The 22,289-nt window shown below is 70.8% G+C and carries 17 protein-coding genes; 10 read left to right on the top strand and 7 right to left on the bottom strand.

Annotation, left to right across the window (positions count from 1 at the left end; genetic code table 11):
- Positions 1-4 precede the first annotated feature (4 nt).
- From HH212_RS06510 to HH212_RS06485, 6 genes are all read left to right on the top strand, one after another.
- Positions 5-1,006 carry an AAA family ATPase gene (locus tag HH212_RS06510; protein ID WP_211172464.1) on the top strand — a complete coding sequence of 334 codons (1,002 nt, stop codon included), beginning with the start codon at positions 5-7 and terminating at the stop codon, positions 1,004-1,006.
- A gap of 3 nt (positions 1,007-1,009) precedes the next feature.
- Positions 1,010-1,906, top strand: coding sequence for a DUF58 domain-containing protein (locus HH212_RS06505; protein WP_169434672.1), 897 nt, complete (start codon positions 1,010-1,012; stop codon positions 1,904-1,906).
- Positions 1,903-3,006, top strand: coding sequence for a BatA domain-containing protein (locus tag HH212_RS06500; RefSeq protein WP_169434671.1), 1,104 nt, complete (start codon positions 1,903-1,905; stop codon positions 3,004-3,006). Before HH212_RS06505 ends, HH212_RS06500 begins: the two co-directional genes overlap by 4 nt.
- Positions 2,990-5,011: a hypothetical protein gene (locus HH212_RS06495; protein ID WP_169434670.1), complete on the top strand. Its 2,022-nt coding sequence runs from the start codon at positions 2,990-2,992 to the stop codon at positions 5,009-5,011. Before HH212_RS06500 ends, HH212_RS06495 begins: the two co-directional genes overlap by 17 nt.
- Complete coding sequence (locus HH212_RS06490) at positions 5,008-6,648, top strand: hypothetical protein (RefSeq protein WP_169434669.1); 1,641 nt, start codon at positions 5,008-5,010, stop codon at positions 6,646-6,648. The genes HH212_RS06495 and HH212_RS06490 overlap by 4 nt, the downstream gene beginning before the upstream one ends.
- 148 nt (positions 6,649-6,796) lie before the next feature.
- Positions 6,797-7,873 carry a M48 family metallopeptidase gene (locus HH212_RS06485; RefSeq protein WP_169434668.1) on the top strand — a complete coding sequence of 359 codons (1,077 nt, stop codon included), beginning with the start codon at positions 6,797-6,799 and terminating at the stop codon, positions 7,871-7,873.
- Here the strand turns inward: HH212_RS06485 and HH212_RS06480 are convergent.
- Positions 7,833-8,603 carry a spermine/spermidine synthase domain-containing protein gene (locus HH212_RS06480; RefSeq protein ID WP_169434667.1) on the bottom strand — a complete coding sequence of 257 codons (771 nt, stop codon included), beginning with the start codon at positions 8,601-8,603 and terminating at the stop codon, positions 7,833-7,835. The genes HH212_RS06485 and HH212_RS06480 overlap by 41 nt on opposite strands.
- A gap of 156 nt (positions 8,604-8,759) precedes the next feature.
- On the opposite strand from HH212_RS06480, the gene HH212_RS06475 reads away from it, so the two are divergent.
- The 3 genes from HH212_RS06475 to HH212_RS06465 are packed head-to-tail and all read left to right on the top strand — an operon-like array spanning position 8,760 to position 12,609.
- Complete coding sequence (locus HH212_RS06475) at positions 8,760-9,275, top strand: 2Fe-2S iron-sulfur cluster-binding protein (RefSeq protein WP_229217603.1); 516 nt, start codon at positions 8,760-8,762, stop codon at positions 9,273-9,275.
- Positions 9,272-10,285: an FAD binding domain-containing protein gene (locus HH212_RS06470; protein WP_169434666.1), complete on the top strand. Its 1,014-nt coding sequence runs from the start codon at positions 9,272-9,274 to the stop codon at positions 10,283-10,285. Before HH212_RS06475 ends, HH212_RS06470 begins: the two co-directional genes overlap by 4 nt.
- Positions 10,282-12,609, top strand: a complete 2,328-nt coding sequence (locus HH212_RS06465; RefSeq protein WP_211172462.1) for a xanthine dehydrogenase family protein molybdopterin-binding subunit — start codon at positions 10,282-10,284, stop codon at positions 12,607-12,609. The genes HH212_RS06470 and HH212_RS06465 overlap by 4 nt, the downstream gene beginning before the upstream one ends.
- Positions 12,610-12,724: 115 nt before the next feature.
- On the opposite strand, the gene HH212_RS06460 is transcribed toward HH212_RS06465, so the two are convergent.
- Genes HH212_RS06460 through HH212_RS06435 form a run of 6 tightly spaced genes read right to left on the bottom strand, consistent with a single transcriptional unit; the run spans position 12,725 to position 20,176 of the window.
- Positions 12,725-14,257 (bottom strand): sensor histidine kinase, encoded by a 1,533-nt coding sequence (locus tag HH212_RS06460; protein WP_229217602.1) that lies wholly within the window; start codon positions 14,255-14,257, stop codon positions 12,725-12,727.
- Positions 14,254-15,636, bottom strand: coding sequence for a sigma-54-dependent transcriptional regulator (locus HH212_RS06455; protein WP_169434665.1), 1,383 nt, complete (start codon positions 15,634-15,636; stop codon positions 14,254-14,256). The genes HH212_RS06460 and HH212_RS06455 overlap by 4 nt, the downstream gene beginning before the upstream one ends.
- A 21-nt stretch (positions 15,637-15,657) precedes the next feature.
- Positions 15,658-16,896 (bottom strand): ABC transporter permease, encoded by a 1,239-nt coding sequence (locus tag HH212_RS06450; protein ID WP_229217601.1) that lies wholly within the window; start codon positions 16,894-16,896, stop codon positions 15,658-15,660.
- A gap of 22 nt (positions 16,897-16,918) precedes the next feature.
- Positions 16,919-18,226 (bottom strand): ABC transporter permease, encoded by a 1,308-nt coding sequence (locus HH212_RS06445; protein WP_169434664.1) that lies wholly within the window; start codon positions 18,224-18,226, stop codon positions 16,919-16,921.
- A 10-nt stretch (positions 18,227-18,236) separates the two neighbouring features.
- Positions 18,237-18,944 carry an ABC transporter ATP-binding protein gene (locus HH212_RS06440; protein ID WP_169434663.1) on the bottom strand — a complete coding sequence of 236 codons (708 nt, stop codon included), beginning with the start codon at positions 18,942-18,944 and terminating at the stop codon, positions 18,237-18,239.
- 20 nt (positions 18,945-18,964) lie between these two features.
- Entirely contained in the window at positions 18,965-20,176 is a 1,212-nt protein-coding gene (locus tag HH212_RS06435; RefSeq protein ID WP_229217600.1) for an efflux RND transporter periplasmic adaptor subunit, read from the bottom strand.
- 325 nt (positions 20,177-20,501) lie between these two features.
- Here HH212_RS06435 and HH212_RS06430 point away from each other — a divergent pair, with 325 nt between their 5' ends.
- Complete coding sequence (locus tag HH212_RS06430) at positions 20,502-22,157, top strand: MutS-related protein (protein ID WP_169434661.1); 1,656 nt, start codon at positions 20,502-20,504, stop codon at positions 22,155-22,157.
- Positions 22,158-22,289 lie beyond the last annotated feature (132 nt).

Below are 22,289 nucleotides of genomic sequence, written 5' to 3'. Positions count from 1 at the left end.
GGCAGTGGCTGAACGAGAAGTGGCATGGACCGAAAACGACGTTACTGACCTGGCGGCGAAGGTCGACGCGCTCAAGGCGAGCATGGGCCGCGTGATCATCGGCCAGAAGGAGGTGGTCGAGCTGCTGGTGACCTGCCTGCTGGCCGGCGGGCACGCCCTGGTCGAGGGCGTGCCCGGCCTCGGCAAGACGCTGCTGGTGAAATCGCTGGCGCAGGCGACGAACATGGCGTTCCGCCGCGTGCAGTTCACGCCCGACCTGATGCCGACCGATATCGTCGGCACCGAGATCCTGGAAGAAGACGCCGCCACGCGCCAGCGCGTGTTCCGCTTCCAGCAGGGACCGGTGTTCACGCAGGTGCTGCTGGCCGACGAGATCAACCGCGCACCGCCCAAGACGCAATCTGCGCTGCTGGAAGCGATGCAGGAGCGCGCCGTCACCTTCGCCGGCACCACGCACCGCCTGCCGCAGCCGTTCTTCGTGCTGGCCACGCAGAACCCGATCGAGCAGGCCGGCACCTACCCGCTGCCGGAAGCGCAGCTGGACCGCTTCCTGCTGCGCATCGACGTCGGCTACCCGAGCGAAGACGAGGAAATCGCCATGGTGGGCGCCACCACCCGCGCCGGCCTGGGCGACGCGCCGCCGGCGCTGGACGTGCACGACCTGCTGCGCCTGCAGCAGCTGGTGCGCGACATCGAGATCTCGGAGGCGATGCTGCGCTACGCCACGCGCCTGGTGCGCGCGACGCGCCCGGCGGATTCGCCGGTGGAAGCGATCCGCAAGCACATCGGCTGGGGCGCCGGCCCGCGCGCCGGCCAGGCGCTGGTGCTGGCGTCCAAGGCGCGCGCGCTGATGCAGGGCCGCCTGGCGGTCACGCGCGACGACCTCGGTGCGATGCTGCTGCCGGTGCTGGCCCACCGCGTGCTGCGCAACTTCGAGGCAGAGGCGGACGGCGTCGCCATCGCCGACATCCTGGCCGCGCTGCGCGCCGGCGTGCGCGTCGAGTAAGCGGTGGCGGCAGCTTCCGCGCTGGGCGCGCATACCGGCAAGCTCGACCTGGCGGTGCGCCACGTGCTGGCCGGCCTGGGGCACGGCATCCACGCCGGGCGCGAGCGCGGCGCCGGCGTCGAGTTCTCGGAATACCGCGCCTATGTTCCCGGCGACGAGTGGCGCCGCGTCGACTGGAAACTGCTGGCGCGCGCCGACCGCTACTATGTGCGCGAGGCCGAGCGCGACAGCCACGTGGCGGCGTGGCTGGTGCTGGACGCCAGCGTTTCGATGGATGAACCGAGTCGCAGCGTCGACGGTCTCACCAAGCTGGGCTGCGCGCGCCTGCTGCTGGCCTGCGTGGCGGCGCTGGCGCAGCGCCAGGGCGACGCCTTCGGCCTGGTGGTCTGCCAGGGCGAGCGCGCCGAGGTGCTGCCGGCCGCGCGCGGACCGCGCCATTTGCAGCGCGTGCTGGCGCGCCTGGACGGCGTCACGGCCGGCGGTGCGTTGCCCGATGCCGCCGCGCTGCGCGCTGCGCTGCACTTCACGCACGCGTCCGGCCTGGTGTGCGCGGCCGGCGACTGGCTGGACTGGCCGTCGCCGCTGTCGGAAGCCCTCGTTCGCCTGCGCCGCATGCGCCACGACGTACGCCTGCTGTGCCTGCAGACCGAGGCCGAAGTGGCGGGCGGCTTCGATGCGGCGCCGGCCTACCGCGACCCGGAACGGCCGGACGGCGTGTTCCGCTTCGGGCGCGACGTGCGCGCGGCCTACCTGCGCAACCGGGAAGCGCATTTCGGCACGGTAAACGCCGAGTGCCGACGCAACGATGTACCGCTGCTGGCGGCCTGCATCGAGCGCGCGCCGGGCGCCATCCTGCGCGAGTGGCTGCGCACGGCGCAACGCCGGACGGGACGCGCATGAACGCATCGTGGTGGTGGGCGCTGCCGGTATTGCTGCTGCCGGTGCTGTGGCACCGCAGGAAGCGCGAGCAGGACCGCATGGCGCTGCTGGCCACGGCGCGCTTCCTGCCGGCGGCGCAGCCGAGGCAGCTGCGCAGCTGGCGGCTGGACGACTTGCCGCTCCTGCTGCTGCGCTGTTTGCTCTTGCTGGCGCTGGTCGCGCTGCTGGCCGATCCGGTGCCGGCGTGGCGCGGCGATACGGTGCTCGTCGTGCCCGGCGGCGCGGCAAACGGCATGGCGGGTTTCGCGCAGGCGCGGCGCGTCGCCTTGCCCGACCGCGATGCCGCCGCCTGGCTGCACGCGCACGAGCGCGAATTCAAGCCGGACGCGCGCGTGTTGGTGGTCGGCGAGGTCGCCATGCCGGCCACGCTGCCGCGCTTCCGGCGCCAGGTCGAACTGCGTCCGCAGCAGGTAGTGCAGCAGATAGTGCAGCCGGATGCGCAGGCGGGCAGGGCGGATACGCCGCAAACGCCGGCGCGGACTGCGGCGCCGGCCGCTACCGCCATCCACGTCGCCGTGTACAGCGCGCGCGCCACCGACTGGCGCCGCCTGTTCGCCGCGGCTGGCGGCGCGCACCGCTACGTGGTGGACGAGGGCGCCGCCTCCGCTTCCCCGGCCGCCTCCGGCCGGCATGCCGGCGCGCAGGCTGCTGCCGATCTGATCGTGTGGGAACTGCCGCAAGCGCCCCCGCCCGGACTGCGCGCACCGCTGTGGTGGGTCAGCGACACCGCGGGCAACGCGCCCGTCTTCCCCGAGCTGGCCAAGGCGGCCACGCTGGGCGCCTTGCGCTACGCCGACAGCGCGCGCGGCCGCTTGTGGAGCATGGATGCCTGGCCGCTGGCGGATGCCGGCGGCGCACGCACGCTGCTGGAACGCTACGCGCGCCTGCACCTGGCGCCGCCGCCGTTCACCGCGCCGCCGCAACTGCTGCGGGCCGACGCCGCCGCGCCGGCCGGCATATCGGCAAACGCGGCGTCCGGCGCGCTGCGCACCATGCTGGCGCTGGCGCTGGTCGTGCTGTTTGCGCTGGAAAGGATGGCGACCCATGTCCGCCGGCGTTGACGTCGCGCGCACGCTGGCGGCGAAGCTGTTGCGCGCCGCGCAGCTGCGCCGCGCCGGCCTGTGGGTGGCCGGCAGCCTGCCCTGGCTGTTGCTGCGCTCGGGGCCGGGCCTGCTGGCGTGGTCGGCCTTCTGCGCCTGGGACGGCCTGCGCCTGCAGAGAAAAGTGATGCTGGGCTGGCCGGCCTGGATCGACGCCGCCCTGCCGGAGATGGAGGACAGCGCCGGCCTGCTGGCGCAAGCGGACGAGGAGGCGCTGCCACCGCTGGCGCGCCTGCAGCGGCGGCGCCTGCTGGAACGGGTGCAGGCGGCGCTCACGCCGCAGCGGGTGCGCGCCATCGTGCGCGTGCACATGCCGCTGCGCGCGGCCCTGCCGTGGCTGGCGTTTGATCTGGCGCTGGCGGCGCTGGCCTGGGGCGCGGCACTGCTGCCCGGCGCGGGCGCACCCGCCGGCGCGGGAAGGCATATGCAGCCGGCCAGGGCAGCGGTGGCCGCCGCGCCGGCGCCGGCGCAGCTGGTCGTGAAACTGGCGCCGCCGGCCTACACCGGCGTGGCGCCGTCGTCCTCGGCGCCGCGCGACGTGCAGGTGCCGGAGCAGACCGTGGTCGAGTGGTGCTCGAACGATGCCGGCGCCGCGCCGGAAACCGTCGAACTGAGCGACGGCCGGGTGCTGCACCCCGGCGCCGCCTGCGCGCGCTGGACCGCCGCCGAATCGGTATTCTGGCGCTGGCGCGGCGCGCGCTACACCGTCAAGGTGGTGCCCGACACCGCGCCCGAGATCGTCGTCACGCAGCCGAACGAGATGGTCAAGGAACTGGCGCGCGATGCCGCCGGCGCGGCGCTGGCCGTGTCGGTGCGCGACGACTACCGCATCGTGCGCGCCACCCTGCACCTGACGCTGGCGCGCGGCAGCGGAGAGAATATCCGCTTCACCGACCGCGAAATGCCGCTGCCGGCGTCGAGCGACCCGCGCCGGCGCGACTGGTCGAAAACCTGGTCGATCGCCGAACTCGGGATGGAACCGGGCGACGAGTTGTATTTCTTCGTGCGCGCCGCCGACAACGCAATGAAGCCGCATGCGGTGCAGTCGCCGACCTACACGCTGCGCCTGCCGGCGCCGCCGTCGGAGGACGAACAGGACACGTCGGCGCTGCCGATGCTGGTCAAGCCGGAAAGCCTGCGCAGCCAGCGCCAGGTGATCATCGATACCGAACAACTGGTGGCGGACATGCGCGCCAAAAAAATGGGCGCGGCCGAGGTGCGCGAGCGCAGCGAATCGATCGCGTCCGACCAGGCGGTGCTGCGGCGCCGCTACGGCCAGTTCCTGGGCGAGGAATCGACGCTGTTCGGCGCCGGAGAACACGACGAGCACGACGACCATGGCGGGCACGGCAAGCAGGACGTGCTGCACGAATTCGGCCACGCCCACGACCAGGCCGAGAATGCCACCCTGTTCGACGACGCCACCAAGAAGATCCTGCGCCGCGCCCTGGGCGCGATGTGGGAGGCCGAAAAGGCGCTGCGCGCGATCGCGCCGGCCGGCGCATTGCCGCCCGAGCACAAGGCGCTGGACGCGATCAAGCAATTGCAGCAGTCCGAGCGTATCTACCTGCACAAGACCGCGTTCGCGCCGCCGCCGATCAAGGAAGACAAGCGCCTCAGCGGCGACATGGCCGGCACCGCCAGCGTCCGGCGCGAACAGGCGGCAGCGGACGATGCCGTGCCGGCGAGCTTGCGCGCGCTGGCGGCGGCGCTGGCCGGCGACGGCCCCCTGCCGGCGCTGTGGACGCGCACCGCGCACGACTGGGTGCGCGAACGGATCAGGGATGACGCCCAGCGCCTGGCAGCGCAGCGCGCGATCCAGGACGTGGCCGACGGCTGCGCGGCCTGCCGCCCGGTGCTGCGCGCCTGGCTGCGCGCCGGCGTAGGCGAGGCGCCGGTCCTGTTGCAGGCGCGGCCGGCGACCGACACGCCGTTCGACAGGGCCATGCGCGGAGACAGCCGATGACGACGATGACGATGTGGACCGCCATCGGCGCGCTCGCCATCGGCGTGCTCAGCATGGTTGCCTACGCGCGGCGGCGGCGCTGGATCGATGCGCTGCTGGCCGCCGTGGCGGCGCTGGCGCTGGCCGGCCTCGCCGGCGCCGACCTCGTCACGCTGCCGCGCACGGCGGCCGATGCCGCCGGCACGCTGACGCTGGCGCCGGCGGCGTGGGATGCCGGCACGCCGCCCGACCTGAACGGCGTCACTCGCCTGCGCCTGCAGGGCGACGGCTTGCGCGCCGCCCAGTGGCGCGACCTGCCGGCGCTGCCGCTCGACTGGAAACCGCCGGATACGCCGGCGCTGCGTCTCGATTTCCCGTCCGCCGTCGCGCTCGGCCGCATCTTTACCCTGCGCCTGGAGCGCAGCTGGCAGGCGCCGGGCAGGCTGCAGCTGCTGGCCGAGAACGGGCAGGTGCTGGCCGAGGACAAGGGCAGCGGCCCGCTGGCCGTGCAGTGGCTGCCGCCGCTGGCCGAGAACGTGGTGCTGCGGGCGCGCCTGTTCGACGGCGCCGGCAAGATCGTGGACGAGGGGCCGGTGCCGCTGCGCGTGACGGCGCCGCTGCCGCTGCAGGTGCGCGGGCGCTTCGGCGCGCCATCCTTCGACCTGCGCGCGCTGGACGACCTGCTGGCCGGCAGCGGCGCCGTCATCGACTGGCAGGTGGCGCTCGGCAAGGCGTTGTCGCGCAGCGAGACCGCGCGCGCGCCGATGACGCAACCCGACCTGGAGATCGTCGACGCCGCCTGGTTCGAGCATGCCGGCGACGCCGCCCGCGCCGCCGTGCTGGCGCGCGTGGCCGAGGGCGGGCGCCTGCTGGTGCTGGGCGCGAATGCGGCCGATGCCGGCCTGTGGTCGCGCAGCGTCGGATTGCCGCTGCGCCCGCAGCCGGCCGACAGGACCGTCGGCGCGCTGGCGCTGGCCTCCGCCGCCTGGAATCCGAACGAGACCGGCACCTCCGCCGGCGCTGCGGCCGCCTGGTCGGGCGCCGGCGGCATCTGGACGCGCGGCTGGCGCCAAGGCCGCATCGGCTGGCTCGGCGTGGGCGGCTGGCACCGCCTTTCGATCAGCGAGCCGCGCCGGCTGGCGCTGTGGTGGCAGGACGTGCTCGACCGCCTTGACGTACGGCGCCGCCAGGACCTGGCCTGGCTCGATCCGGACGAGATGCCGTTGCCGCGCCAGCGCCTGGCGCTGTGCGCGCGCGGCGACGGACTGGCGCGGACGGATGCGGTGGCGTTCCCGGCCCTGGGGCAGGCATTGCCCTGGCAGCGCCGTGCGGACCTGGTGGACGCCGCCTGCGTGGCGCTGTGGCCGCGCCGGAGCGGCTGGCTGGCCGTACAGGCGCGGCGCGTGCCGCAAAGCGCCGCGGTGCAGGCGGCACGGGAGGGCGCCGGACAGTCAGCGCCCGAGGCGCATGCGGTCTATGTGTACCGCGACGGCGACTGGCCACTGTGGCAGCGCGCCCAGCGCCGCGACGCCACGCTGGCCTATGCCGCGCGCACGCCGGCCCCTGCCACCAGCGCCACCCGCCCGCTGCCGGCGTGGCCGTTCGGCGTGGCCTTCGCGCTGGCCATGCTCGGACTATGGTGGCGCGAACGGCGCTGAGTGGCGCCGAACCGCGCGATTGATCGTTCCCAATCGCGCACTTGCGCTGTGCCAGGACGGCGACGGAAACCCAGGCAGTGCTGTTGTTGCTATCAGGAAAGTGCATGTATATGTGCAGTCTTCCCTGACAACAATGGAGCGGACGGTCATGAACCTGGTGTACGACAACGAAAGAAAACTGTTCAAGCTGATGCTGGCGTGGTCGTTGCTGGTCTGGGGCGCGGTACTGGTCCTGACCGTCGGCCTGGCCCTGGTCTATGCGCTGTTCGCCTTCCTGCTCTACTGCTTCGTGCAATCGGCGCTGATCTCCTACATCAAGGGCAACGGCGTGCGCATCACCGAAGAACAGTTCCCCGACCTGAAGCGCCAGATCGCGGGCTGCTGCCGCAAGCTCGGCCTGGACGAGGAACCGCAAGCCTACCTGCTGCAGATGGGCGGCATGCTGAACGCCTTCGCCACCCGCTTCCTCGGACGCGATTTCCTGGTGCTGTATTCGGACGTGGTCGATGGCCTGGCGGACAATCCGGACGCGCTGAATTTCTATATCGGCCACGAGATCGGCCACATCAAGCGCAAGCACCTGCACTGGGCCACGGTGCTGATGCCGGCCACCGCGCTGCCGCTGATCGGCGCGGCCTATGCGCGCGCCCGCGAGTACACCTGCGACCGCCACGGCCTGGCGGCCTGCGACGATCCGCGCAACGCCGAACACGGCCTGGCGGTGCTGGCGGCCGGCGGCAAGCGCGCCCGGGCGATGAACCACCGCGCCTACGTCGAGCAGGCGCGCCAGACCGAGGGCTTCTGGATGTCCTTCCACGAACTGGTGAACGATTACCCGTGGCTGGTCAAGCGCATGGCGGCGGTGCGCGCGCTGGCGGCCGGACACGAACTGCGCCAGCCGGCGCGCAACAAGCTGGCCGGCCTGCTGGCGCTGTGCGTGCCGCGCATGGGCGTCGGCGGCGGCGCCGGCGCGGTGGTGCCGGTGTTCGTCATCGCCTTGTTCGCGGCGGTCGCGATTCCCGCCTACAAGGGGTACCAGCAGCGCGCGCAGCAGCAAGCCATCGTCCAGGCGATGCAGGACGTCGATACGGCGCTGGCCGCCGCCGATGCCGCCGAACGCACGGCGCAGGAAGAAGGCACGCAGGAGGAAGGGACACAAGGCGAAGCGGCGCCCGCCGACGCCGTCACCCCGCGTGGTCGCGCATCCATTCCTTCAGCCCGTTGACCCAGTTCTTGGCCGGCAGGTTGTGGCGCCGCCGGATGTCGGCGGCGCGCTCGTACAGCTCGGAAAAATCCAGTTGCGGCGCTTCCTTGAAGGCGACCACGACGATGTTGGCGTCGTGCACCTCGGGCAGCCACACCACGGCGTCGAAGGCTTCCTCCATCGCCTGCAGGTTCTTGTCGTAGTTGCCGAACTCGCCGAACACATTGGCGGTCATCACGCCGCCGTCTGCCAGGCAGTCGGCGCAGGCCCGGTAAAACTCGGGGGTGTCCAGCACCGGGCCGCGCGCCTCCTCGTCATACAAATCCACCTGCAGCACGTCGACCGTGCCGTGGTTGAGCGGGTCCATCACGAAGTCGAGCGCATCCATCTCGCGCACCTGCAGGCGCGCGTCGTCGGGCGGCAGGCCGAAGCGCTCGCGGCAGATCGCGATCACGTTCGGGTTCAGCTCGGCCGCCGTCACATGCGCGTCCGGAAAGCGCCGGTAGCAGAACTTGGTCAGCGCGGCGCTGCCCAGGCCGAGCTGGACGATGCGGCGCGGCGCGCGCACGAACAGCATCCACATCATCATCATCTGCACGTACTCCAGCTCGATCGCGTCCGGGCGCGCCAGGCGCATCGCGCCCTGCACCCAGGAGGTGCCGAGGTGGAGCGAGCGCACGCCCTCGAATTCGGTGATGGTGGCGGGCGGGTGGCCGGGCTGGGAAAAGCGGGGATCGGGCGGTGCGGACATGGCGGCATCTTACCAAACGCGCGCAGCCGTGGCGCGGATGATGGCAGACTTGATCGAACGCCAACCCGGGCGCCGCCGCCGCGACTTCCTGCGCCGCGCATGGTCCAACCGTATCCGGGACGGCCACCCCATGAATCCCCAGAAAGGATGTCCTTCATGTCCATGACCATCAACATCAACGGCGCCGACACGCCCGTGCCGGCAGACCCGCGCGTCTCCCTGCTCGACCTGCTGCGCGAACACCTGCACCTGTCCGGCACCAAGAAGGGCTGCAACCAGGGCGCCTGCGGCGCCTGCACCGTGCTGGTGGACGGCGACCGCCGCATCCTGTCGTGCATGGCGCTGGCGGTGCAGTACGCCGGCCACGCCGTCACCACGGTCGAAGGCCTGGCGGCGGACGGCGCATTGCATCCGTTGCAGCAAGCCTTCGTCGAGCACGACGGCTTCCAGTGCGGCTACTGCACGCCGGGGCAGATCTGTTCCGCCATCGGCATGCAGGCCGAGCTGCGGCGCGGCGTGCCCAGCTACGTCACCGGCGACCTGGCTGCGCCATCGATCGCCCTCAGCCACGACGAGCTGCGCGAGCGCATGAGCGGCAACCTGTGCCGCTGCGGCGCCTATAACGGCATCGCCGCCGCGATCGTCGAACACCACGGCAAGGAGGCGCCATGATTCCGTTCACCTATGCGCGCGCCCAGGATGCGCTGGAAGCGGTGCGCCTCGGCGCCCAGGCGCAGGCGGCCTACCTGGGCGGCGGCACCAACCTGGTCGATTTGCTGCGCGAGACCGTGGCGCGCCCGAGCGCGCTGGTCGACGTCAGCGGCTTGAGCAGAGACATCGAGGAGCGTGCGGACGGCAGCCTGCTGGTCGGCGCCGCCGCCACCAACACCGCGCTGGCCGAGCACCGTGCGGTGCGCACCCGCTATCCGCTGCTGGCGCGCGCCATCATGGCCGGCGCCTCGGGCCAGATCCGCAACATGGCGACGGTCGGCGGCAACATCCTGCAGCGCACCCGCTGCACCTATTTCTACGACAACGACGGTTCCCGCTGCAACAAGCGCACGCCGGGGCAGGGCTGCGACGCCGTCGACGGTTTCAACCGCATCCACGCGGTGCTGGGCGCGTCGCCTTCCTGCGTGGCCACCCATCCGTCCGACATGTGCGTGGCGCTGGCCGCGCTGGATGCGATCGTGCACCTGCAGGGCGCGGGCGGCACGCGCACGCTGCCGCTCACCGACCTGCACCGCCTGCCGGAAGACCATCCGGAACGCGACACGGTGCTGGCGCCGGGTGAGCTGATCACCGCCGTCGAGCTGCCGGCGCTGCCGTTCGCCGCGCACTCCACCTACCGCAAGGTGCGCGACCGTTCCAGCTATGCGTTCGCGCTGGTGTCGGTGGCGGCCGCGCTCGACCTCGAGGACGGCATCGTCAAGGACGTGCGCCTGGCGCTGGGCGGGGTCGCCCATAAACCGTGGCGCGCCTGGAAGGCGGAAGCCGCGCTCAAGGGCAAGCCGCTCACCGACGACGCCCTGCGCGCCGCCGCCGCGGCCGAGCTGGCCGGGGCGCAGGCGCTGCGCGACAACGGCTTCAAGATCGAACTGGCGCAGCGCACCATGGTCGCGGTCGTGCGCGGCCTGGCCGGCGCGGCAGCGAAGGCAGCAAACAAGGGAGAGCAGCCATGAACATCGTCCAGGAAACAGCACAGAAAGTCATGAAGAAGGTGGCCGAGCTGGCGCCCGACGCCTGGGTGCCGGGCGGCACGCCGGACCCGCTGGTCGAACGGCGCGACGGCGCGATCGGCACGCCGCGCGCGCGTGTCGACGGCGCCGACAAGGTAAAGGGCCAGGCGCGCTTCGCCGCCGAGATCCCGCTGGAGCGCATGGTGTACGCGGCGCTGGCCTACGCCACCGTGCCCAAAGGGCGCATCGCCAGCCTCGATACCGCGGCGGCGGAAGGCGCGCCCGGCGTGGTGCTGGTGATGAGCCACCGCAACGCGCCGAAGATGAAGCCGGTGCCGATGTTCCTCACCAAGCCGAAGGCGGCCGGGGGCGACAATCTGCCGGTGTTCCAGGACGACGCCGTCCACTGGAACGGCCAGCCGATCGCGCTGGTGCTGGCCGAGACCCAGGAGCAGGCCGACCACGCCGCCTCGCTGGTCGACGCCGCCTACGAGGCCGCGCCGGCGGTGACTTCGCTGGCCGCCGCCAGGGCGCAGGGTACCGAGCCAGGCAGCTTCCAGGGCGAGCCGCTCAAGCTGGAAATCGGCGACGCCGAGGCGGCGCTGGCGGCGGCGCCGTACCGGGTCGACGCCGTCTACCGCACCCCGCGCTACAACCACAACGCGATCGAGCCGCACGCCGCCACCGTGTTCTGGGACGGCGACATGCTGCGCCTGCACGACGCCACCCAGGCGGTGGCGCACACGGCCTGGTCGATGGCGCAGGCGTTCGGCATCGAGGAGGAACAGGTGCACGTGACCTCGCCCTTCGTCGGCGGCGGCTTCGGCGGCAAGGCGCTGTGGCAGCACCAGGTGCTGGCGGCGGCGGCATCGAAACTGGCCGGGCGCCCGGTGCGCATCATGCTGTCGCGCGAGGGCGTGTACCGCGTGGTGGGCGGACGCACGCTGACCGAGCAGCGCGTGGCCATCGGCGCCCGTGCGGACGGGCGCTTCGAGGCGCTGATCCATACCGGCTTGTCGATCATGAGCCCTAACAACGCCATGCCGGAACCCTTCGTCATGCCGGCGCGCTGTACCTACGCCGCCGGCAGCTTCAAGCTGGACGTGGAGACGGCGCAGATGGACATGCTGGCCAACACCTTCATGCGCGCGCCGGGCGAAGCGGTCGGCACCTTCGCGCTGGAATCGGCGGTGGACGAGCTGGCGACGCAGCTGGGTGCCGATCCGGTCGAGCTGCGCGTGCGCAACGAGCCGTCCAAGGACCCGACCACCGGCACGCCGTTCTCGTCGCGCCACCTGGTCGAGGCCTACCGCGCCGGCGCCGAGCGCTTCGGCTGGAAGGAACGCGCCGCCCGGCCGGGCACGCGCACCGTGGTCGAGGATGGCGAGGAGTGGCTGGTCGGCGTCGGCTGCGCCACCGCAACCTATCCGTACTACCGCATGCCGGGCGGCGCCGCGCGCATCACCCTGCACCGGGACGGCCGCGCCCATGTCGACGTGGCGGCCCACGAGATGGGCATGGGCACCGCCACCACCCACGTGATCGTGGTGGCGGACCGCCTCGGCCTGGCGCCGGAACAAGTCAGCGTGGCCTATGGCGATTCGTCCCTGCCCGGCGTGATCCTGGCCGGCGGCTCGCAGCAGACGGCCTCGGTCGGCATGTCGGTGATGGCGGCGCACCGTGAACTGGTGGCCGAGCTGCTGAAGCTGGCGGACAAGGGATCGCCGCTGCACGGCTTGAAGCCGGACCAGGTGCGCGCGCGCGACGGCGGCCTGGCCGGCATCGACGACCCGCAGCGTTTCGACAGCTACACGGCGCTGCTGGCGCGCGCCGGGCGCGACGAACTGGCGGCCGAGGGCAGCGCGCCGCCGCCGCTGGAAACCCAGCACTGGTCGATGCACTCGTTCGGCGCCATCTTCTGCGAGGCGCGCGTGAACGCCGTCACCGGCGAGCCGCGCGTGACGCGCCTGCTGGGCTCCTACGATTGCGGGCGCATCATCAACCCGAAGACGGCGACGAGCCAGTTCCGCGGCGGCATGATCATGGGCATGGGCATGGCGCTGATGGAAGAGACGCAGTTCGACGAGCGCAACGGCCGCATCATGAACCCGAGCCTGGCCGAGTACCACGTGCCGGTACACCTGGACGTGCCCGAGATCGAGGTACTCTGGACCGACATCCCCGACCCGCACGCGCCAATGGGGGCGCACGGCATCGGCGAGATCGGCATCACCGGCACCGCCGCGGCGATCGCCAACGCCATCTACAACGCCTGCGGCAAGCGGGTGCGCGACCTGCCGATCACGCTCGACAAGTTGATGGGGTAATTCTCGATCGGCGGTAGGGTGGACGGCTCGTTCGTCGGGCATCTAGCCCGACTCACTCCACGCGTCCAACCGATGCATGCGTGCGTTGAACGCGTGGACGGCGAAGCCGTCCACCCTACAAAATCAGCGTGACCGCCAATCCGCCGCCCTCGCGGTTGGACAGCATGATGCGCCCCCCATGCGCCTCGGCGATCTCGCGCGCCAGCGCCAGTCCCAGGCCGGTGCCGCTGCGCTTGGTGGAATAGAACGGCACCAGCGCATTGGTCAGCACCGCTTCGCTCATGCCGCTGCCGCGGTCGAGCACGTCGATGCGCGTGATCTCCTTGAGCGGATCGGGCACGCGCCGCACCTGCAGTTCGATGTCTTCGGGACGCGAGCCGGATTCGTGGGCGTTCTTCAGCAGGTTCAATAGCGCCTGCTCCATCTGGGCGACGTCGATGCGCGCCGCTTCGTCCGGCAGCGGCGCCGCCAGCCGGAAGTCCACCTGGGCCGCCAGGCGCGCCACCAGCGCGTCCCAGCGGCAGGCTTCCAGGCGCGGCGCCGGCAGCTTGGCGAAGCGCGCATAGCCGAGAATGAAACTCTCCAGGTGGCGCGTGCGCTCGCCGATGGTGGCCAGGATCTGCGGCAAGCGTTCGGTCTGGCCGCGCTGCACCAGCTGGGCGCCGGAATGGGCGAGCGAGGCCAGCGGCGCCAGCGAATTGTTCAACTCGTGGCTGATCACGCGGATGACCTTTTTCCAGGTCTGCACTTCCTGGCGCCGCAACTCCGCGGTCAGCTGGCGCAGCAGCAGCAGTTCGTGGCGCCGGCCGTTCAGGCTGAACTGGCGGCGCGCCAGGTGGTACACCTCTTCGTCTTCTCCCTCTCCGGCCGAGAACAGGCCGTCGCCGCCGCGCGCCAGCGCCTCGACCAGGGCCGGCGCCGCGCCCTGCAGCACTTCCTGCAGCGCGTATCCCTCCAGCCTGGCGCCGTGCGAGAGCAGCTGGCGCGCCGCCAGGTTGGCGTAGACGATGGTGCGCTGGGTACGTTCGCCGACAGGTTCGGCCACCAGCAGCATGGCCACCGGCGTGTTCTGCACCATGGTGTCGAGCAGCAATTCGCGCTGGACCAGGTCGAGGCGCTGCGCGCGCAGCACGTCGCCGAGCGCATTGTGGGCGCGCACCAGGTCGGCCAGTTCGTCGTTCTGCGGCCAGTGCAGGCCGAACGAGAAATCGCCGTCGCGGTAGCTGGCCACGGTGCCTTCCAGCGCGCGCAGCAGCGACAGGATCGGCTGGATCTGGGCGCGCAGCGTGATCAGCGCGATCGGCACCACGCACAGCAGCGAGAGGCCGAGCACTAGCGGCGTGCGTCCCGGCAGCAGGCGGTCGAGCGTCAAGGCGATGACGATGCCGAGCGCGAGCAGCGTGCCGACCAGGGCCGACCAGCGCGTGGCCAGGGAAAGGCGCAGACCCTTGCGCCGCCCGGCGTCGCGCTGCGGGCTGCCTGCTTGCGAGCCGCCCGGTGGCAGGCTGCTATCGTCGCCCGCGTTTCCGGCGCGGTTCGTGGTCCCGCTATCGCTCGACCGGGCGTTGGCGCTTGCGCGTGCGCCGGCGCCTGTTTCCCTGTCGCCGCCCGCAGGTTCGCTGTCGCCAGCGTCGCGGCGCGCGTTCATGCCGCGCGTGCGATGCCGAGCCGTTCCATGCGCCGGTACAGCGCCTGGCGCGACAGGCCCAGTTCGGCCGCGGCCTGCGCCACCACGCCGCCGGCGCGCGCCAGCGCCGCCGCGATGGCTTCGCGGTCGGGTTCGGCATCCAGCCCGGCGCCGGCAGTGGAGCCGCCCGCGCCGGATCCGGCGGTGGCGGGCGCCGCGCCGGCCGCCGGCGGCAGCCCGAGGTCGGCCGCGCGGATCACGGCGCCCTGCGCCAGCAGGCCGGCGCGCGCCATCACGTTTTTCAATTCGCGCACGTTGCCGGGCCAGGCATGTGCCAGCAGTGCGCGTTCGGCGTCCGCATGCAGGGTTTTATCCGGCGCCAGCAGGGCCTGCGCCAGCGGCAGGATGTCGCCCGGGCGCGCCGCCAGCGCCGGCAGCTTCAGCTCGATCACGTTCAGGCGATAGAACAAATCTTCGCGGAAGCCGCCGCTGCGGATCATGGCGTGCAGGTCGGCGTTGGTGGCGCTGATCACGCGCACCTTCACCTGCCGCTCGCGGTTCGCGCCGAGCCGCTCGAAGCGGCCGGTTTCCAGCACGCGCAGCAGCTTCATCTGCCCGGCCGGCGGCAGGTTGCCGATCTCGTCGAGGAACAGGGTGCCGCCATCGGCCGCCTCGAACTTGCCCTCGCGCGCGCGGATGGCGCCGGTGTAGGCGCCGGCCTCGGCGCCGAACAGTTCCGCCTCGATCAGTTCCGAGGGCAGGGCGCCGCAGTTGAGCACCACGAAGGGGCCGTTCGCCACCGCCGAATTGGCCTGGATGATCTCGGCGATGCGCTCCTTGCCGCTGCCGTTGGGCCCGGTGATCAGGACCGGCACGTCGGCGCGCGCCACCTGGCAGGCCAGGTGCAACACGCGCTCGGTGGCCGGGTCGGCCCACACCAGGCCGCGCAGGTCGAAACCCTGCTCCAGTTCGCGCCGCGCGCGCCGTTCCTGGCGCAGGCGCCGGTTCAGCGCGCGGTTGGCCTGGCCCAGCTCGATCAGGTTGGTTACCGTCGACAGCAGCCGCTCGTCGTTCCACGGCTTGGGCAGATAGTCGGCGGCCCCGGCCTTGATCAAATCGACGGCCGCGTCCAGGTGGGTCCAGGCGGTCAGCAGGATCACCGGCAAGTCCGGGTGACGCGCGCGGATGGCGCGGAACAGCGCCACCCCTTCCTCGCCCGAGGTCGTATCCGCCGTAAAATTCATGTCCTGGATCACCAGGTCGACGTCCTCGCGTTCCAGCAGCGCCAGGCCTTCGTCGGGCGAGGCCGCGTGCAGGGCGGCGATGTCGTGCAGCGAGAACAGCACGTCGAGCGCGAGCCCGACGGCGGCGTTGTCATCGATGATCAGTACGGTGGGCATGACAATAGCTTAACACCGTATTCAGACGCTGCGCGTGGCCGTGGCCGGCGAGATGGCGGCGGCGCGCGCCGCCGGCCCCCAGGCGGCCAGCACGCCCAGCAGCCAGAACAGCAGGGCGCCGCCGATGAGGTAGCCGGCCGGCAGGCGCGCCATTTCCAGCTTGCTGACCAACAGCTGGTTCAGCGCCAGCCCGAGGGCAGCGCCGCCGAACACGCCGGCGCTGGTGATGACGAGGTTCTCGGCGATGAAGTAGCGCAGGATATCGATCTTGCGCGCACCGAGCGCGCGCCGCACGCCGATCTGCTTGCGGCGCTGCGTGACCCACAGGCTGGCCATGCCGACGATGCCCGAGCAGGTGATCAGGAGCAGCAGCAGGCTGACGGCGACCAGCATCCATTGCAGTGCGACGTCGCTGCGGTAGCGGTCCTTGCGGTCGCGGTCGACGGTGGTGGATTCCAGGATCATCGGCGTGGCCGAAGCAGCGCGCAATGTTCTTTCCGCTTCCTTCATCACGCGCTCGCGTTGGCCCGGCTCGGTGCGGATCGCATACAGGGTGGTGTTGCCGCCGTACAGGCGCGCCGGGATCAGGACCGACAGCTCGCCGTTCTCGTCTATCTGGGCACTTTGCGTCTGCAGGCGTTCTATCACGCCGACCACCCGCATGGGGGTGGCTTCCTCGCCGCGGCCGAAATACATGGCCTTGCCGATTGCGGACGCCCCGGGCCAGAGTTTGTCGGCCAGCACCTTGGTAACGATGACCTGCGGAGGCTGGTCGCGGTCCGCCAGCTCGTTGATGTCGACCCGTTCCTGCGGCAGGAAATCGCGTCCTTCGACAAGGCGCAGGCCGAAGGTCTCGATGACGGAATCGCCCGAGATGTACATCGAGGCCAGTGCGCTCTGGCGTTCCTGGCGGCGGTCGAGCATGACGCTGCTGTTCCAGCCACGCCGCGACAACGGCATCTGCGACACTTGCGCCACCGACGCCACGCCCGGCACGGCACGCAGCATGGCGGTCTCGCGCTTGATGGCCGCCAGGCGCTGTTCGGGGCCATCGCTGTCCAAGGTGCGTGCGGTGATGTAGAAGGTGGCGTGTTCGTCGGACAGGCCGGACGGCCGTGCGACCACGGCGCGCCGCTCGTTGACGATGTACAGGGCATTGGCCAGGATCGCCAGGCTGAGCGCGACCTGCAGCGCCACCAGCAGCGGGCCGGTCTTGTTGCGCAGCAGCGCCGACAGGATGGGACGGATTTCCATGCTCATGACGGTTCTCTCTTTCGACGGATCATTGCGATTTGAGTTGGATGGCCGGCGTCACCTGGCAGGCGCGCCAGGTCGGCAGCAGGCCGGCCAGCAGCGCCGCCGCTACCGACAGCACGAAAGTCATGCCCAGCATCTGCCAGTCCATGCGGGCGAGCGCCGCGGTACTGCTGCCCTGCATGCCGAGCAGCGCCAGCGCACCGAACGACAAGACCAGGCCGAGCACGCCGCCGGCCAGGCCCACCACGGCGGTCTCGACCAGGAACTGGCGGAAGATCTCGCGGCGCGAGGCGCCCAGTGCGCGCCGTACGCCGATCTCGGCGGCGCGCGCCGAAAACTTGGCCAGCAACAGGCCGATGGTATTCACCAGGCACAGCGCCAGGAAGCCGAAGGCCAGCCAGACCGACAGCTTGCTGTCGTTGCCGACGATTTTGAGCTTTTCCATCCACTCCATCACGTCGTACAGCTTGTTCGGCGCGTTGCGCTTGAAACGGCCCAGCTTGCGCTGCTCGCCGGTATAGCCGTCCAGCCAGGACTGCAGTTCGCTGCGGTCGGCCGAACTGGTCTCGAACCAGAATTGCAGCCAGGTACATTCCGAGGCGAGCAGGCTGGCGAAGCCGGGATCGCGCTTGCTGCTGCAGCTGATGCCGCCATTCAGGTCGGCTTCGTGGCGGATCGCGGTGGCAAATGGAATATAGAAATCGTCGGCGTCGCCGAATGTGTCGCCGCCGACCAGCTTGTAGTAGCGCGGGCGTGGATTCCATTTGTCGGCCACGCCGACCACGGTGAACGGCGCGCCCATCATGCGTAGGCGCTGTCCGATGGGGTTGCTATTCCCGAACAGCTTTTCCGCCATCGCGCGGCCGAGCACCATCACATCGGCCCCGCGCGCATCGTCGGCCTCGCTCCAGGCCTGGCCGTGCATCAGCGGCACGTTGAACATGGCGAAGAAATCGCGCGTGACGCCCATGCCGGTGGTATTCAGGGCGGGCAGGTCCTTGCGCGCCGGTTCCAGCGGCGCCGCTACCCCATACACCACCGTGCGCCGTTCGCCCTGGCCGCTTTTCAGCAGGTTGGATGCGTCGATGTAGCTCATCTGCATGTCGCCCGGGTCTACGCCCGGCGTATAGTCCTGCAGCGGTCCGTTGTCGAACTGCGGCACCAGCAGGCGGCTGCTCTTGTCGGGGATCGGATCGCCCGACATCATGTGCAGGATGGTCAGCGTCGACACGCTGGCGGCCACGCCGACGGCCAGCGTCAGCACCATCAGCGCGGTGAGAAAGCGGTTGCGGCGCAGGCTGCGCACGCCGAGCTTGAAGTAGTAGGCGAACATGACGGCAGCCTCAGACGGTGGCGGTGGCGGTGGCCAGCGACGGACCCTTGCGCACCAGGTCCGACACCTGGCCATCGATGATGTGGACGTTGCGCGTGGTGCGCACCGCCAGTTCCGGGTCGTGGGTCACCATCAGGATCGTGGTGCCGGCAGCGTTGATCTGTTCCAGCAGCTCCATCACGCCGCGCGCCATCTGCGTGTCCAGGTTGCCGGTCGGTTCGTCCGCCAGCAGCAGGCGCGGCGAGCCGGCCAGCGCGCGCGCGATCGCCACGCGCTGCTGCTGGCCGCCGGACAGCTCGGCCGGGTAATGCTTCATGCGCGAGGCCAGGCCGACGCGCGCCAGCGCATCCTCGATGCGTTCGCGGCGCTCGGCGGCGTTGAAGCCGCGGTAGCGCAGCGGCACGTCGACGTTGTCGAACAGGTTCAAATCCGGGATCAGATTGAAACCCTGGAAGATGAAGCCGATCTTTTCGTTGCGCAGGCGCGAGCGCGCGTCGTCGTCCAGGCCTTTCACGTTGACGCCGTCCAGCACGTACTCGCCCGCGGTGAATTCCTCCAGCAGTCCGGCGATGTTGAGGAAGCTGGTCTTGCCCGAGCCGGACGGGCCGGTGACGGTGACGAATTCGCCCGGGGCGACGGCGATCTCGAAGCCGCGCAGCGCGTGCGTCTCGATCATGTGGGTGCGGTACACCTTGCTCAGGTTGGTCATGCGCAGCATGGTCGGTCCTTTCAGTTGATTTATTGGTTGATCGAGACGCGCTCGGCCTTGTCGAAGGCGTCGGTGCCGGACACCACGACCCGGTCGCCCGCCTTCAGGCCGGACAGGATCTCCACCGCGGCGATGCTGGTGGCGCCCAGCCGGACCGGCGTTCTGGTGGCGATGCCGTCGCGCACCACGTAGGCATAGCGTCCGCCTTCGTTCTCGACGAAGGAGCCGCGCTGCAGCATCAGCACGTTCGGCTTTTCCTCGATCAAGAGACGCGCCGTCAGGCGCTGGCTCTGGCGCAGGCCGGTCGGCTGTTCGCCGTCGAAACGCACCCGCGCCAGCACCATGTTCTTCACCACTTCCGGCGACAGCGCCGACAGCTTGCCGGTGGCCGTGCCGGTCGGCAGCTGGATCTCGGCATGCATACCCAGCCCCATGTCGGCCACGTAGGTCTCCGGCACTTCCAGCTCGACCTCCAGCTTCGACAGGTCGACCAGCGTCATCAGCGGCGCGTTGGCGGCCACCACCATGCGGTTCTGCACGTTCAGGGTGCCGATGAAGCCGTCCACCGGCGCGCGCACCGTCAGTTCGTCGACGCGGCGCCGGGCCTCGCCCATCGACAGGCGCGCGCGTTCCAGCTCGCTGGTCTTGGTCTTCAAGGCCAGCTGCACGTCGTCGCCTTCCAGCGCCGCCGCCTGGGCCGCGTGGCGCGCGCGGATCTCGGCCGACTGCAGCGCGTCGCGCGCCTTCTGGTAGTCGATCTTGGCGATCACGCCGACCTGCGCCACGCTGTCGTAGCGCTCCAGCGTGCGCTGCGCCGACAGGCGGTCGATCTCGGCGGTGTCCGCATCCTTCTGCGCCAGCAGCTTCTGTTTCCTGGCCAGGATCTGCTGGCGCGCCACCTCGGCTTTCAATTGCTCGTAGGTCGAGGTCTCGCGCTTGAGGGCGTCGGACAGGTCGGGCGATTCCAGCACCGCCAGCGCCTGGCCCCGTTTGACGGTGTCGCCGGCGGCCACCTGCAGATTGACGGTGGCGGCGGCCTTGGCGTACAGCGTCGGGCTGACGGCGGCGACCACGCGGCCGTTGACCGAAGCGTCGCGCACCAGCGTGCCGCGCGTGACCTCGGCGATGCGCAGGCGCGCGGCGCTGACCGAGGCGTCGCTGCTGCGCCAGTTCGACAGCAGTGCGGCGGCCAGCGCGGCCACCAGGACGGCGGCGCCGACCCAGGCAGCGTGGCGTTTCAAGCGCCCGTTCGGCGGTGCGGCGATGGCCGTGTCTTGGTGGGAAGTGTCGCGGATCATGGCGGGAAGGTCGGGTTGTGGACACAGCGGTATTTGCAGGAAGCGTGCCAGATTGCCAAGTGCCTGATTTTTCACGCATATGGGCGGTGGACGTGCTGTCCTCCCCTGTCCGCGAACGCATGTGCGGACACGGGCGGACAGGTGCGGACAGGTGCGGGCGGAGGGCATGGGCATGATGGGCACGCATCATTCGGCCGCGTCCGGGGCTTGATATTCTGGAAATCGAACATCATTTCCTGCCATCATTATCTTGCGTCGGGAACACCGCATGAGTTCGACCGTCTTCCGCTTGTTGGGCGCGTGGCGTCCCGTGCTGTCCCGTCTTGCCGGCTGGCTCAAGCCGGCCGAGCCCGAGCCGCAGGATGTGCCGTTTTCCGAGGCGGACATCGCCCGGCTGTACGGCCTCGGTGCGCAGGACGCCGATGGCCTCGACGACCAGACCTGGCGCGACCTGCTGCTGGACCGCTACGGCGCCATCCTGTTCGAGGAGGTCAGCATCTTCGGGCGCCAGGCGCTGTACCGGCGCCTGCGTATCGGCAGCAGCGAAGCGGACCTCGCCACCCGGCGCGCGCGCATCGAGGCGCTGCTGGCCGACCCGGATGCGGCGGCGCGCCTGCAGCGCATGCTGCGTTCGCTGCGCCATGCGGACAGCGAGGTGGCGGGTCTGCTGTTCGACCCAGGCGAGCGCATGCCGGCGCCGCCCGCGTGGCTGCGCTGGTGGTTCTTGCTGCCCTTGGGCCTGCTCGCCTCGATCGCGGCGGCGCTGCTGGTGTCGCCGGCGGCCTGGCTGTCGACGGCGGCGGTGATGGCCGTGCTGGTGTCGGCCCAGATGCGCCACGGGGATGCGATCGGCGCATGGCAGCGCAAGACCCTGTCCCTGCAGATGCTGCTGCGCACCTGCTCGCTGCTGGATGCCGGGCAGGGCGGCTTCGCGCCTTCCCTGACGGCAGGGTTCGACGGACGCGGCGCCACGGCGGGACGCATCAACCGCAGCCTGCCGCCGTCCATGCTGGGCGGCCAGGTGCCGGGCATGCGCGAATACGGCGACTGGTTCTTGCTGGCCAACGTGCGCCATTTCTACAAGACGCTGGGGATCGTGTTCGCCTGGCGCGACTTCCTGGGCGAGTGCTATTCGCTGTGCGCCGACCTGGAGGCCGACCTGGCGCTGGTGCGGCACCTGCGCGGCCTGGGCGGCCGCGCCTGGTGCTGGGCGCAGCGCAGCGGCGCGCGCGCGCTGGCGCTGGAAGACGGCGTGCATCCGCTGATCGACGGCGGCATGGGCCTGTCGATCGCGCTGGACGGCAAGGGCGCCTTCATCTCCGGCCAGAACGGCGTGGGTAAAAGCACCTTGCTGCGCATGCTGGGCCTGAACCTGGCGGCGGCGCGCGCCTTCGGCTTCTGCTACGCGCGCCGCGCCAGCCTGCCGGCCCTACCGGTCTTTGCCAGCATGCAGAACGAGGATTCGCTGCTGGGCGGGCAGAGCCTGTACATCGCCGAACTGGCGCGCGCCCGCGCGCTGCTGGCGGCGGCGCAGGATGGCCGGCCGGTGGTCTGCCTGGTCGACGAGATTTTCCGCGGCACCAACTACGAGGAATCGGTCTCGGCCGCGGCGGCGGTGCTGGACGAACTGTCGCAGCACGCGCTGGTGGTGGTGTCGTCGCACAACCTGGTGCTGGGACCGCTGCTGGCGCACCGGCTGGCGCCGTGGCGGGTGGCGCGCGATGCCGGCGGCGCGCTGCGATTGGCACCCGGCGTGCTGGGGCGGACCAATGGCGTCGCACTGCTGGCCGACCATGGCTTTGCGGCGGCAGTGTGCGCCAAGGCGGCAAGCGTGGCCGGGTGGATGGCGGGGCAACGGCATGCGGAGGTCGGAGCCGATCTGCTGGCCCGGGCAAGTGGGAAGGGGAATGGCTTGGCGGCGTAGGTGTGGCTGAATATTCGATACAGCCTAATTTGTCACCCCATGTGAATCCGTCGTCCCCGCGCAGGCGCGGACCCATACAAAGTGTCCGAATTCTGGGATACCGGATTCTTTTGCTCGGCATGGGTCCCCGCC

It is taken from the genome of Massilia forsythiae (genome assembly GCF_012849555.1).
In the GTDB taxonomy this organism is placed as follows: Bacteria; Pseudomonadota; Gammaproteobacteria; order Burkholderiales; family Burkholderiaceae_D; genus Telluria; species Telluria forsythiae.
Note: the sequence above shows the minus strand (reverse complement) of the source record. Positions and strands in the feature narration are given on the sequence as shown.